This window comes from Pseudomonas sp. NPDC087598, from assembly GCF_044743525.1.
Classification (GTDB): domain Bacteria; phylum Pseudomonadota; class Gammaproteobacteria; order Pseudomonadales; family Pseudomonadaceae; genus Aquipseudomonas.
Window position 1 is genome coordinate 30,600 of record NZ_JBIUWQ010000055.1, and the last position, 12,615, is coordinate 43,214.

The 12,615-nt window shown below is 59.8% G+C and carries 11 protein-coding genes and 1 pseudogene; 10 read left to right on the forward strand and 2 right to left on the reverse strand.

Annotated features, from left to right (window positions below; genetic code table 11):
* Nucleotides 1-6 precede the first annotated feature (6 nt).
* The 5 genes and pseudogenes from ACIOWE_RS23915 to trpE form a co-directional block, all read left to right on the forward strand.
* A complete protein-coding gene (locus tag ACIOWE_RS23915; protein WP_064589486.1) occupies nucleotides 7-831 on the forward strand; it encodes an ABC transporter permease in 825 nt (274 codons plus the stop codon).
* 219 nt (nucleotides 832-1,050) lie between these two features.
* Nucleotides 1,051-2,199, forward strand: a complete 1,149-nt coding sequence (locus tag ACIOWE_RS23920; RefSeq protein ID WP_201236586.1) for an iron-containing alcohol dehydrogenase — start codon at nucleotides 1,051-1,053, stop codon at nucleotides 2,197-2,199.
* A 114-nt stretch (nucleotides 2,200-2,313) separates the two neighbouring features.
* Complete coding sequence (rpe, locus tag ACIOWE_RS23925; RefSeq protein ID WP_007918813.1) at nucleotides 2,314-2,988, forward strand: ribulose-phosphate 3-epimerase; 675 nt, start codon at nucleotides 2,314-2,316, stop codon at nucleotides 2,986-2,988.
* Complete coding sequence (locus tag ACIOWE_RS23930; protein ID WP_401396601.1) at nucleotides 2,985-3,803, forward strand: phosphoglycolate phosphatase; 819 nt, start codon at nucleotides 2,985-2,987, stop codon at nucleotides 3,801-3,803. The genes rpe and ACIOWE_RS23930 overlap by 4 nt, the downstream gene beginning before the upstream one ends.
* A 71-nt stretch (nucleotides 3,804-3,874) precedes the next feature.
* Nucleotides 3,875-5,350, forward strand: a pseudogene (gene trpE / locus ACIOWE_RS23935) (anthranilate synthase component I); the annotation flags it as partial.
* Nucleotides 5,351-5,527: 177 nt separating this feature from the next.
* On the opposite strand, the gene estP reads toward trpE, so the two are convergent.
* Entirely contained in the window at nucleotides 5,528-7,435 is a 1,908-nt protein-coding gene (gene estP, locus ACIOWE_RS23940; protein ID WP_401396604.1) for an esterase EstP, read from the reverse strand.
* Between the two features lie 407 nt (nucleotides 7,436-7,842).
* On the opposite strand from estP, the gene ACIOWE_RS23945 reads away from it, so the two are divergent.
* From ACIOWE_RS23945 to ACIOWE_RS23960, 4 genes are all read left to right on the forward strand, one after another.
* Entirely contained in the window at nucleotides 7,843-8,436 is a 594-nt protein-coding gene (locus ACIOWE_RS23945; protein ID WP_401396607.1) for an aminodeoxychorismate/anthranilate synthase component II, read from the forward strand.
* Nucleotides 8,437-8,445: 9 nt separating this feature from the next.
* Entirely contained in the window at nucleotides 8,446-9,495 is a 1,050-nt protein-coding gene (gene trpD, locus ACIOWE_RS23950) for an anthranilate phosphoribosyltransferase (protein WP_103304391.1), read from the forward strand.
* Nucleotides 9,492-10,328, forward strand: a complete 837-nt coding sequence (gene trpC / locus ACIOWE_RS23955; protein ID WP_201236591.1) for an indole-3-glycerol phosphate synthase TrpC — start codon at nucleotides 9,492-9,494, stop codon at nucleotides 10,326-10,328. Before trpD ends, trpC begins: the two co-directional genes overlap by 4 nt.
* 97 nt (nucleotides 10,329-10,425) lie before the next feature.
* Nucleotides 10,426-11,124, forward strand: a complete 699-nt coding sequence (locus ACIOWE_RS23960) for a biotin/lipoate A/B protein ligase family protein (RefSeq protein WP_401396610.1) — start codon at nucleotides 10,426-10,428, stop codon at nucleotides 11,122-11,124.
* 10 nt (nucleotides 11,125-11,134) lie between these two features.
* Here ACIOWE_RS23960 and crp read toward each other — a convergent pair whose 3' ends face one another.
* Nucleotides 11,135-11,779, reverse strand: coding sequence for a cAMP-activated global transcriptional regulator CRP (gene crp / locus ACIOWE_RS23965; protein WP_103304388.1), 645 nt, complete (start codon nucleotides 11,777-11,779; stop codon nucleotides 11,135-11,137).
* A 237-nt stretch (nucleotides 11,780-12,016) separates the two neighbouring features.
* Between crp and ACIOWE_RS23970 the strand changes: the two genes are divergently transcribed.
* Nucleotides 12,017-12,439, forward strand: a complete 423-nt coding sequence (locus tag ACIOWE_RS23970) for an OsmC family protein (protein WP_007941657.1) — start codon at nucleotides 12,017-12,019, stop codon at nucleotides 12,437-12,439.
* The last annotated feature ends 176 nt before the right edge of the window (nucleotides 12,440-12,615 follow it).

Sequence of the window (12,615 nt, forward strand, 5' to 3'; positions counted from 1 at the left end):
TTTGAAATGCTGAGTCCTTACATGTCGCCCATCGAACGGGTGTGGTTCTACAGCTTGCGGATCCTTTGCGGCCTGATCCTGCTGTTCCTGATTCTGCCGGTGCTGGTGATCGTGCCGCTGTCGTTCAACTCGGGCAGTTTCCTCGTGTACCCGCTGCAAGGTTTTTCGCTGCACTGGTATCAGGACTTCTTCGCCTCGGCGGAATGGATGCGCGCACTGAAGAACAGCATCATCGTCGCCCCGGCCGCAACCGTGCTGGCGATGGTCTTTGGCACGCTGGCGGCGATCGGCCTGACCCGTGGCGACTTTCCCGGAAAGTCGCTGGTGATGGCGCTGGTGATTTCGCCGATGGTAGTCCCGGTGGTGATCATCGGCGTGGCGAGTTATCTGTTCTTCGCACCGCTGGGGCTGGGCAACAGTTTCTTCTCGCTGATCGTGGTGCACGCAGTGCTGGGTGTGCCGTTTGTGATCATCACCGTGTCGGCAACGTTGCAGGGCTTCAACCACAATCTGGTGCGTGCTGCCGCAAGTCTTGGCGCTTCGCCGCTGACCGCATTCCGTCGGGTGACCTTGCCGCTGATTGCGCCGGGGGTGATTTCCGGCGCGCTGTTTGCCTTTGCGACGTCGTTTGATGAAGTGGTGGTGACGCTGTTTCTCGCCGGGCCTGAGCAAGCGACGTTGCCTCGGCAGATGTTCAGCGGCATTCGGGAGAATTTGAGTCCGACGATCGCAGCTGCCGCGACTCTGTTGATCGCTTTCTCGGTGATCCTGCTGCTGACCCTGGAATGGCTGCGGGGCCGCAGCGAAAAACTGCGTACCGCTCAGGTCTGAATTAGTATGCGGTCAAAAATGTGGGAGCGAGCCTGCTCGCGAAAGGGGTGTGTCAGCTGGCCAATCAGTTGAGTGGAGCACCGTATTCGCGAGCAGGCTCGCTCCCACACTTGATGGGCGTTGCGCTCGGGTTAGTCATTCATGGCCTGAATAGCAGACAACGCCAAACCCTCAGCTAATCTTGTGCCCAGCTCCCACATCTATAAGAGGCTGCGCACGATGAGTCTGTCCCAGTTCAAAATCGCTCACAAATTGATCACCGGCGCCGCAGCCATCGAGCAACTGGCGGCCGAGCTGACACGCCTCGACATCGACAACCCACTGATCGTCACCGACGCCGCCCTGGTCAAGTCCGGCACGGTAGAGCTGGCGCTGTGCCAATTGGGTGGGCGCGAGTACGAGATTTTCGACCGTGTCCTGCCGGACCCGGAAATCGCCATCGTCGAAGACTGCATGCGCGTTTACCGCGAAGGCGGGCATGACGGCTTGATCGGCCTTGGCGGTGGCAGTGCCATCGACATCGCCAAAAGTGTCGCGGCCTATGCCGGTTACCACGGTGCGCTGGAAGATTTGTTTGGTGTCGATCAGGTGCCGCGCAAAGGCCCGCCGCTGATCGCCATCCCGACCACCGCCGGTACCGGGTCGGAAGTGACCAACGTCGCCATCCTCTCCGACAAGGTTGCCCAACTGAAGAAAGGCATCGTCAGCGACTTTCTATTACCGGACGTGGCGCTGGTCAGTCCGCAGATGACCCTGACTTGCCCGCGAAGTGTCACCGCCGCCAGTGGCGTTGATGCGCTGGTGCACGCCATCGAGTCCTATCTGTCGGTGAATGCTTCGCCAATTACCGATTCGTTGGCCATCGGCGCCATCAAACTGATCGCCAAAGCGTTGCCCAAGGCCTACGCCAATGGCGCCAATCTGCAAGCGCGCGAGGACATGGCCACCGCCAGCCTGATGGCCGGCATGGCGTTCGGCAATGCCGGGGTTGGCGCTGTGCATGCGCTGGCCTATCCGCTGGGCGGGCGTTACAACATCGCTCACGGGGTCAGCAATGCCTTGCTGCTGCCGTATGTCATGACCTGGAACAAGATGGCCTGCGTCGAACGGATGCAGGATATTGCCGAAGCCATGGGGGTGAAGACCGCTCATCTGAGTGCCAGCGAGGCGGCGGATAAAGCCGTGCAGGCGATGACCGATTTGTGTGCGGCAGTGGAAATTCCTGCCGGTCTGCGCAGTTTCGGCGTGCCCGAAGAGGCGATTCCAGCCATGGCCGTAGAGGCGGCGGGCATCGAACGCTTGATGCGCAACAACCCGCGCAAGCTCAGCGCCGTGGACATTGAGAAGATTTACCGCGCGGCGTACTGAGTCGGCCTCGGTCACCGGTCATGGCACAACCCAATCATCGCGGTCACGGTGCGCGCGCGGAAACTTGAGGTATACAATGCGCGCCATCGTGATTTAGCTCAGAAAAGGTGCGTCATGCAGCCCTTCGTAATTGCTCCGTCGATTCTCTCCGCCGACTTCGCCCGCCTCGGCGAAGAAGTAGACAACGTTCTGGCCGCCGGTGCCGACTTCGTGCACTTCGATGTCATGGACAACCACTACGTGCCGAACCTGACCATTGGTCCGATGGTCTGCGCGGCTCTGCGCAAATACGGCGTCACCGCGCCGATCGACGCACACCTGATGGTCAGCCCGGTGGATCGCATCGTCGGCGACTTCATCGAAGCCGGCGCGACTTACATCACCTTTCACCCGGAAGCCACGCTGCACGTTGATCGCTCGCTGCAACTGATCCGTGAGGGCGGCTGCAAATCCGGCCTGGTGTTCAACCCGGCAACCCCGCTGGATGTGCTCAAGTACGTGATCGACAAGGTCGACATGGTCCTGCTGATGAGCGTCAACCCGGGTTTCGGCGGGCAGAAGTTCATTCCCGGCACCCTCGACAAACTGCGCGAAGCGCGGGCGATCATTGATGCCTCGGGCCGTGACATCCGTCTGGAAATCGACGGCGGCGTCAACGTCAACAACATCCGTGAAATCGCTGCCGCTGGCGCCGACACGTTTGTGGCCGGCTCGGCGATCTTCAACGCGCCGAACTATCAGGAAGTCATCGACAAGATGCGTTCCGAGCTGGCGCTGGCACGTCCATGAGCGGTTTTGAGCAGCTGTTCCCGGGCAAACTGCCACGGTTGGTGATGTTCGATCTGGATGGCACGCTGATCGACTCGGTTCCCGACCTGGCGGCAGCGGTGGACAACATGCTGCTCACCCTCGGCCGCCAACCTGCGGGCATCGAATCGGTACGCGAGTGGGTCGGCAACGGCGCGCCGGTACTGGTGCGTCGCGCACTGGCCGGTGGCATCGATCATTCTTCCGTGGATGACGTCGAGGCCGAGCACGCGCTGGAGGTTTTCATGGAGGCTTACGGCGCCAGCCATGAACTGACCGTGGTCTATCCCGGCGTGCGCGACACCCTCAAGTGGCTGCACAAGCAAGGTGTGGCCATGGCGCTGATCACCAACAAGCCGGAGCGCTTTGTCGCACCGCTGCTGGATCAGATGAAAATCGGCCGCTACTTCAAGTGGATCATCGGCGGCGACACGCTCCCGCAGAAGAAACCTGATCCGGCCGCGCTGTTTTTTGTAATGAAAATGGCCAACATTCCGGCCTCGCAATCGCTGTTCGTCGGCGACTCGCGCAGCGATGTGCTGGCGGCGAAAGCGGCGGGGGTCAAATGCGTGGCGCTGAGTTACGGCTATAACCATGGCCGGCCGATTGCCGAGGAATCCCCGGCGCTGGTGATCGACGATCTGCGCAAGCTAATTCCCGGTTGCCTCGTTACGGCCGCTGAGATAACGTTGCCCGACGCTTCTCAATCCCCTTCTGGAAACGCCCTCGTGGTGGTCACTCGCAAACTCTGGATGAAAGTCATCAAGGCCCTGGCCCGCTGGCGTTGGCGCGCCTGACTTGTTCCTGGCCGGCCTGCCGGCGCGTTTGCACACCTGACTGATTTGCCCCTCACACCACGAGGCACCTTATGATCCGCGAAGAATTCCTGCGCTTGGCCGCCGACGGCTACAACCGCATCCCGTTGGCCTGCGAAACCCTGGCCGACTTCGACACACCGCTGTCGATTTACCTGAAACTGGCTGACCAGCCCAATTCCTACCTGCTCGAATCGGTGCAGGGTGGCGAGAAATGGGGCCGTTATTCGATCATCGGCCTGCCGTGCCGCACAGTGCTGCGGGTTCATGACCATCACGTCAGCGTGACCGTCGATGGCGTCGAGACCGAAAGTCATGACGTTGAAGACCCGTTGGCCTTCGTTGAAACCTTCAAGGCTCGCTACAACGTACCGACGATCGCTGGCCTGCCGCGCTTCAACGGTGGTCTGGTCGGTTACTTCGGTTACGACTGCGTGCGCTATGTCGAGAAGCGCTTGGGCAAGTGCCCAAACCCTGATCCGCTGGGCGTGCCGGACATTCTGCTGATGGTTTCCGACGCTGTTGTGGTGTTCGACAACCTCGCCGGCAAGATGCACGCGATTGTGTTGGCCGACCCGGCGCAGGCCGATGCTTTCGAACAAGGTCAGGCGCAACTGCAGGCGCTGCTGGAGAAACTGCGCCAGCCGATCACCCCGCGTCGTGGCCTGGACTTCAGCAAGCAGCAAGCGGCTGACCCGGTGTTCCGTTCCAGTTTCACCCAGGACGATTACGAAAAAGCCGTCGACACCATCAAGGAGTACATCCTTGCCGGTGACTGCATGCAGGTTGTGCCGTCGCAGCGCATGTCGATCGACTTCAAGGCTGCGCCGATCGATCTGTACCGTGCACTGCGTTGCTTCAACCCGACGCCGTACATGTACTTCTTCAACTTCGGCGATTTCCATGTCGTCGGCAGTTCGCCGGAAGTGCTGGTGCGAGTCGAGGACAACCTGATCACCGTGCGCCCGATTGCCGGTACTCGCCCGCGTGGCGCGACCGAAGAAGCCGATCTGGCGCTGGAAGAAGACTTGCTGTCGGACGACAAAGAGATCGCCGAGCACTTGATGCTGATCGATCTCGGTCGTAACGACACCGGGCGCGTTTCGGAAATAGGTTCGGTGAAGTTGACCGAGAAAATGGTCATCGAGCGTTATTCCAACGTGATGCACATTGTTTCCAACGTCACCGGGCAGTTGAAGGCCGGGTTGACCGCGATGGACGCACTGCGGGCGATTCTGCCAGCGGGCACCTTGTCCGGCGCGCCGAAAATTCGTGCGATGGAAATCATCGACGAACTGGAGCCGGTCAAGCGTGGCGTGTATGGCGGCGCAGTCGGTTACTTCGCCTGGAACGGCAACATGGACACCGCGATTGCGATCCGCACAGCGGTGATCAAGAACGGCGAACTGCACGTGCAGGCCGGTGGCGGTATCGTTGCCGACTCGGTGCCGGCGCTGGAATGGGAAGAAACCCTGAACAAGCGCCGCGCGATGTTCCGCGCTGTCGCCCTGGCCGAGCAAACCCCGGAAAGCAGAGCCAACACAAAACCCTGTGGGAGCGAGCCTGCTCGCGAAAGCGCTGTGTCAGCCAACATTAATGGTGGCTGACACATCCTCTTCGCGAGCAGGCTCGCTCCCACAGTGGGCTTTGTGTTCGGCAATAAAAAAGCGGCGCCTGCGAGGGCGCCGCTTTTTTGTGCCTGCCCTTTAGAAGTCCAGCACGACGCCGACGTTAACCCCCTGCTGGGTAAAGTCATCATCCTTGCGCAACGTATACCCGCCGCGTAGCGCCAGATCCGCCGTGAGCTTGTGGCTGACGCCCAGACTCAAGCGGTTCAAGTGACTCTGCGGTGTATAGCCTTCAAGTTTGAAGTCGTTGGCCGGCAGGGTATTCAGTGCAATGTTGACCTTTTGCACGTCATCTTCGTACTCACGCTCATGAGCGTATTCACCGAATACCTGGGTTTGCGGCGTGAAGTTGTACTTGCCCTGAATGCCGAGGCCCAAACGTTTCGAGTCGCGAGCCTGGTCATCGAAGGTCAGTGCCGTGGCGCGGTTGCTCTTCTCTGAATAGCCATCGACGTCGACGCTGGCGTAATCGGCGCTGACGAACGGCGACAGATGCCATTCGCTGCCCGGCTGGGCAATGTCGTAACCGACACGGGTGCTGAACGCCCACAGATGGCCGTCGGTATCACCCTTTTCCGCACCCTCGCTGGCACCCAGGTCGAACTTGCGCTTGAGGTTGTCGTAGTCGAGTTTACCGCCGGTCAATGCCGCGTCAGCCCACCAACGGTTTTGCTGGAACTGGGCAAACGCTGTAGCCAGATAACTGTTGAGTTTGTAGTCCGAGTCGTTATGACCGGCCTCCAGATTCTGCCGGTAGAAACCCGCCGCCACGCCAACACGCCATGCGTCATTGAGTCGATAACTGCCGCCGACATTCAGGTTGTAACCACTGCCGTCGGCGCTGGCGCCGCTGCTTTGGCTGTCGACATCCAAGTGCTGGCCGCCAGCGGAGACAATTGCGCGCCATTGGCCGACCGCCTGCCAGTTCTCCCAATCCGCCTGCCATTGGCTGCGCAGTTCGTCCTGATGCGCACGCAACGTGGCGTGGGCCATTTCCGGTAACAACGTCAGTTCCCACGGTGCAGCGAGCAGGGAGTAGGCGTAATCGGAGATCAGTTTCTGTCCGGCTTCGGTCGGGTGCACGCCGTCGTTGTAGATCAGCTTTGTCGGGTCGGGTGTTGCACTGTTGATCCCGTACCGAGCGTTCTCGGTGCAGCCGCTGCCGCTGAAGCAGGTCGCGGTCAGGTTCTGATCGGTCGCGAGGCCAAAACGCCCCGGGTCGGCGAACACTTCCGACAACAACACCGGAATGTTCAGCGGAATGATTTCGGCGTTGATGCCTTGCAGGCGCGTGACCAACTGACTGTTGAACTGGGTGGCTAGCTGGCTGCTGAAGGCTTGTAGTGGCGTACCGTTGATGGCCGGCGTCAGCCCCACATCAGGCAACAGCCAGACCATTACGTATTTGGCGCCGGCGGTTTGCAGCGTTTGCACGCTGTCTGCCAGTCGATCCGCTGCGGCGTTGGCTTGGGGCAGGCTGAGAATCCGGCCTTGCAGGAAGTCGTTGCCGCCGCCGGAGATGTAATACAGCGCATTCGGATCAGCGCGGAAACCGTTCGACGGCAAGTAGCCTGCGCGGGTGCGTTCGCCGGTCGCGGATTGAGTGGTGATCGAGTCGAGGATCTGGTCGGTACGATATCCGCCCACCGCCCAGTTGTTGCCATCCGGCAGGCCTTCGTTGGCACGTACAGCCGAACTTGAAGACGCTGTCTGATCAGCGGTAAAGCCCAAGCGGCCCCCCAGCAATTGCGTGGAGTTCAGCGAGCGCAGTTCACCGCTGCCATCCAGATAGACCGGGCCGGTACGGTTGGTATAGCGCTGAGTAGCACCGGCGGGACCGCCGGTGTCGGTGAAGGTGCCAGCATCGTTGAGGCTGTCGCCGAAGACAATGAAACTCGAGTAGGGATTGGGTGCAGCATTCGCCTGGGCGCAGGCCAATGCGAGCAAGCATCCGGTCAGCGGTACAAACAACGTCTGTTTGATCATGAGCAAGTCCGTTTATTTATTGTTGTAGGTGAACGAAACGACAGTACCAAAAACTTCCGGCCTTTTGCCATCGGTCGCGAATTCTCCCCCGGTTTTATCTCCCGCAAGCCCCGCCATATTGCACGCTCCGCCCAGCTAAGTTACTGTGCCGGAACGTATGAACGAGACCTTCCCCGTGTTGATCACCAGCAAACTTCTGGATCAAGTCATCAAGGCACACGCCCGCTGGCGTTGGCGCGCCTGAATCTTTTCTGCCGGCCCCGCCGGATCTGTATCGCTTTGCCTTCCTTGCCCGTTTGAAATGCCGCTTTGCCGACGCCACTGGCGCGTCCGACATCGTGCAGCGCCCTGCGGGCAAGTCATCTGAAGGCTGTCTTCAAGTCAGAATTCAAGAGGTTCGAAACGCCATGTTGCTGATGATCGACAACTACGACTCCTTTACTTACAACGTTGTGCAATACCTCGGCGAGTTGGGTGCCGAAGTCAAAGTCGTGCGCAACGACGAACTGACCATCGCCGAAATCGAAGCACTCAAACCTGAGCGTATCGTGGTGTCTCCCGGTCCTTGCACGCCGACCGAAGCCGGCATCTCCATCGAAGCCATCAAGCACTTTGCCGGCAAACTGCCGATCCTCGGTGTCTGCCTCGGCCACCAGTCCATCGGCCAGGCCTTTGGCGGTGATGTGGTACGTGCCCGCCACGTCATGCACGGTAAGACTAGTCCGGTATTCCACGAGGACAAGGGCGTTTTCGAAGGCCTCAACCATCCGCTGACCGTTACCCGTTACCACTCGCTGATCGTCAAGCACGAGACGTTGCCCGATTGCCTCGAGCTGACCGCGTGGACGCAACACGATGACGGCAGCGTCGACGAAATCATGGGCCTGCGTCACAAGACCCTGAACATTGAGGGCGTACAGTTCCACCCCGAGTCGATCCTGACCGAACAGGGTCATGAACTGTTTGCCAACTTCCTCAAACAAACCGGCGGCACGCGCTAAGGACTTCCCATGAATATCAAGACAGCCCTGAGCCGTATCGTCGATCACCTCGACCTCAGCACCGATGAAATGCGCGACGTGATGCGCGAAATCATGACCGGCCAATGCACCGACGCGCAGATCGGCGCTTTCATGATGGCCATGCGCATGAAGAGCGAGAGCATCGACGAAATCGTCGGCGCCGTGTCGGTGATGCGTGAGCTGGCCGATCAGGTTGAGCTGAAGACCCTCGACGGCGTGGTTGATGTGGTGGGTACCGGCGGTGACGGTGCCAACATCTTCAACGTCTCGACCGCTTCTTCCTTTGTTGTCGCAGCGGCCGGTTGTACCGTGGCCAAGCACGGCAACCGTGCGGTCTCGGGCAAGAGCGGCAGTGCCGACTTGCTGGAAGCTGCCGGCATTTATCTGAACCTGACGCCGGTGCAAGTCGCCCGTTGCATCGACAACGTCGGCATCGGTTTCATGTTTGCCCAGACCCACCACAAAGCCATGAAGTACGCCGCCGGCCCGCGCCGCGATCTCGGCCTGCGTACGCTGTTCAACATGCTCGGCCCGCTTACGAATCCGGCCGGTGTGAAACATCAGGTGGTGGGCGTGTTCACTCAGGCCTTGTGCCGGCCGCTGGCTGAAGTCTTGCAGCGTCTGGGCAGTAAACACGTACTGGTGGTGCATTCGAAGGACGGCCTGGACGAGTTCAGTCTCGCCGCGCCGACCTTTGTGGCTGAACTGAAGAACAACGAGATCACCGAGTATTGGGTCGAACCTGAAGACTTGGGCATGAAGAGTCAGAGCCTGCACGGTCTGTCGGTCGAAGGCCCGGAAGCGTCGCTGGCGCTGATCCGCGATGCCCTCGGCAAGCGCAAAACCGAAAACGGCCAGAAAGCCGCCGAAATGATTGTGCTCAATGCCGGTGCGGCGCTGTATGCCGCTGACCTGGCCAGCAGTTTGAAACAGGGCGTGGAGCTTGCGCACGACGCTTTGCACACTGGGCTCGCTCGGGAAAAACTCGAAGAGCTGGGTGCCTTTACCGCGGTATTCAAAGTGGAGAATGAGGGATGAGTGTACCGACGGTTCTGGAAAACATTCTGGCGCGCAAAGTTCAGGAAGTCGCCGAGCGTAGCGCTCGCGTCAGCCTGAGCGAGCTGGAAAGTCTGGCCAAGGCGGCCGATGCACCCCGTGGTTTTGCCCAGGCATTGCTGGCGCAAGCCAAGAAGAAGCAGCCGGCAGTGATTGCTGAAATCAAAAAGGCATCGCCGAGCAAAGGCGTGATCCGCGAGAACTTCGTGCCGGCCGACATCGCCAAAAGCTACGAGAAGGGCGGGGCAACCTGTCTTTCTGTACTGACCGACATCGATTACTTCCAGGGCGCCGACGTTTACCTGCAGCAGGCCCGTGCCGCGTGCAAGTTGCCGGTGATCCGCAAGGACTTCATGATCGATCCGTACCAGATCGTCGAAGCCCGCGCGCTCGGCGCTGACTGTGTGCTGTTGATCGTCTCCGCACTGGACGACGTGAAAATGGCCGAGCTGGCGTCGGTTGCCAAGAGTGTGGGTCTGGATGTGCTGGTGGAAGTGCATGACGGCGATGAGCTGGAGCGTGCGTTGAAAACGCTCGACACGCCGCTGGTCGGGGTCAACAACCGCAACCTGCATACCTTCGACGTCAGCCTGGAAACCACCCTCGACCTGTTGCCGCGTATTCCGCGCGATCGTCTGGTCATCACCGAGAGCGGCATCCTCAACCGTGCCGACGTCGAGCTGATGGAAATCAGCGACGTTTACGCGTTCCTGGTCGGCGAAGCGTTCATGCGCGCGGAAAGCCCGGGGACTGAGTTGCAGCGTCTGTTCTTCCCCGAACGTGGCGTGCCGATCAGCGGTTCGACCCTCGACTGATCAAGTCTTTGAAGGCGCCCGTGTCCCCTGTGGGAGCGGGCTCGCCCGCGAAGGCGGCATAAGATTCACCTCAGACTCGTCGTCCTACGGAAACCTTATGATCCCCACCTCCCTGACCATCGAATCCGGCCTGCAAGCCGAGCAGGATTTACTGGCCTCGATCTGCGCCGGCGACGCCGAATTCGGCCTGCTGTTCTGGCAGCCCAGCGACCGTGCTCTGGTCATGCCCCGTCGTCTTAACCGTCTACCCGGATTCGAACACGCCTGCGAAGTCTCCGCTGCTGCCGGTTGGCCGGTCCTGTTGCGCGAAACCGGCGGCGAACCCGTCCCGCAGTCTGCCGCCACGATTAATATCGCCCTGGTCTACGCCCCGCCGCGCAGCGAAGGCGATCTGAATCGGATCGAAACCGGTTATCGGCGTCTGTGCGATCCGATCTGTCAGTTGCTGGATGAATTGGGGGGTGTTTCGTCGCTGGGTGAAATCGACGGCGCATTCTGCGACGGTCGTTTCAACGTCAATCTCGACGGACGCAAGATGGTCGGCACCGCGCAGCGCTGGCGCCAGAGTCAGGGCGGACAGCGTCCGGTTGGCTTGGTCCACGGTGCGATGCTGATGGATAACGAACGGGAATCGATGGTCGCTGCGGTCAATCGCTTCAATGAAGCCTGCGGCCTGGAACAGCGGGTGCGGGCGCAAAGCCACATTGCCCTGCACGAAAAATTCAACGCGCCACAAGCGTTGGCGCGTCTCGATGAGCTATTCCGTTTAATGCTGGCGCAGATGTACAGCGCCTGATTTTATCGGCTTATCGCGTGCCGAAGACCACCATGGTCTTGCCTTTCACATCGACCAGGTTGCGTTCCTCAAGATCCTTGAGCACGCGACCGACCATCTCCCGCGAACAGCCGACAATCCGTCCGATTTCCTGCCGGGTTACCTTGATCTGCATGCCGTCTGGATGAGTCATGGCATCCGGTTGCTTACATAATTCCAGCAGGCAACGGGCGACACGACCGGTCACGTCGAAAAACGCCAGATCGCCAACCTTGCGAGTAGTGTTGCGCAGGCGTTGTGCGATTTGTCCGCTGAGCACGTAAAGAATGTCTGGATCCTGCTGGGACAATTCGCGGAACTTGGCGTAGCTGATCTCTGCGATTTCACACTCGACCTTGGCTCGCACCCAGGCGCTTCGCTCTTGCTCCTGACCTGCCTGTTCGAACAGGCCCAGTTCACCGAAGAAATCCCCGGCGTTCAGGTAAGCGATGATCATCTCGCGGCCGTCGTCGTCCTCGATCAGGATCGTCACCGAGCCCTTGATGATGAAGTACAGCGTGTCCGAACGGTCGCCAGCACAAATAATGTTGCTCTTGGCCGCATGGCGGCGACGCTGGCAATGCATCAACAGCTTGTCGAGGTTCTTGATTTTGGGTGTTGGGGTAATAGCAACCATGGTTGTATCCCGAAAAGACTGCACGGTGATGTTTGATTTTTTTATGAGGCGCTGGAGGCGGTCGCTACACAGCTGGCATGGGCGCCAGCGAATTGGCGCCAGCTTACCAGACACTTCGTCGAAAATTCGAGAAATTACCTACGCTGTAGAGGCGTCCGTCCTAGGATCGCTGCTCGCTGTCAGAGCGGGGCGCTGTGCTAAGCTGGCGACCCTTTTTTCTACAGTGGAGTCTTGGCGATGAAGGCACGCATCCAATGGGCTGGCGAAGCCATGTTCCTCGGCGAATCCGGCAGCGGTCATGTCGTGGTCATGGACGGTCCGCCGGACGCCGGTGGTCGTAATCTGGGTGTTCGCCCGATGGAAATGCTCCTGCTGGGCGTCGGTGGTTGCAGTAACTTCGATGTGGTCAGCATTCTGAAGAAGTCCCGTCAGGCGGTTGAAAGCTGCGAAGCCTTCCTTGAAGCCGAGCGTGCGACTGAAGATCCGAAGGTGTTCACCAAGATCCACATGCACTTCGTGGTCAAGGGACGAGGCCTGAAAGAAGCCCAGGTCAAGCGCGCCATCGAGCTGTCCGCCGAAAAGTATTGCTCGGCCTCGATCATGCTGGGCGCCGCTGGTGTGGCAATCACCCACGACTACGAAATCATCGAACTCGGTTGAGCCGACATTCAACTATCATAAAAGCAGTGCAGACTCTGGCGATCCCCCGCTGACGTCTGCATAATGCGCCACTTTTTTCAGGCGGATGAACCCTCGGTTGACCCGTCACAGCCCGGAAAAAAATGGCGCCATATGCAGAAGTCAGCCGGGGGTAGCCAGAGGATGCACAGCGTTTA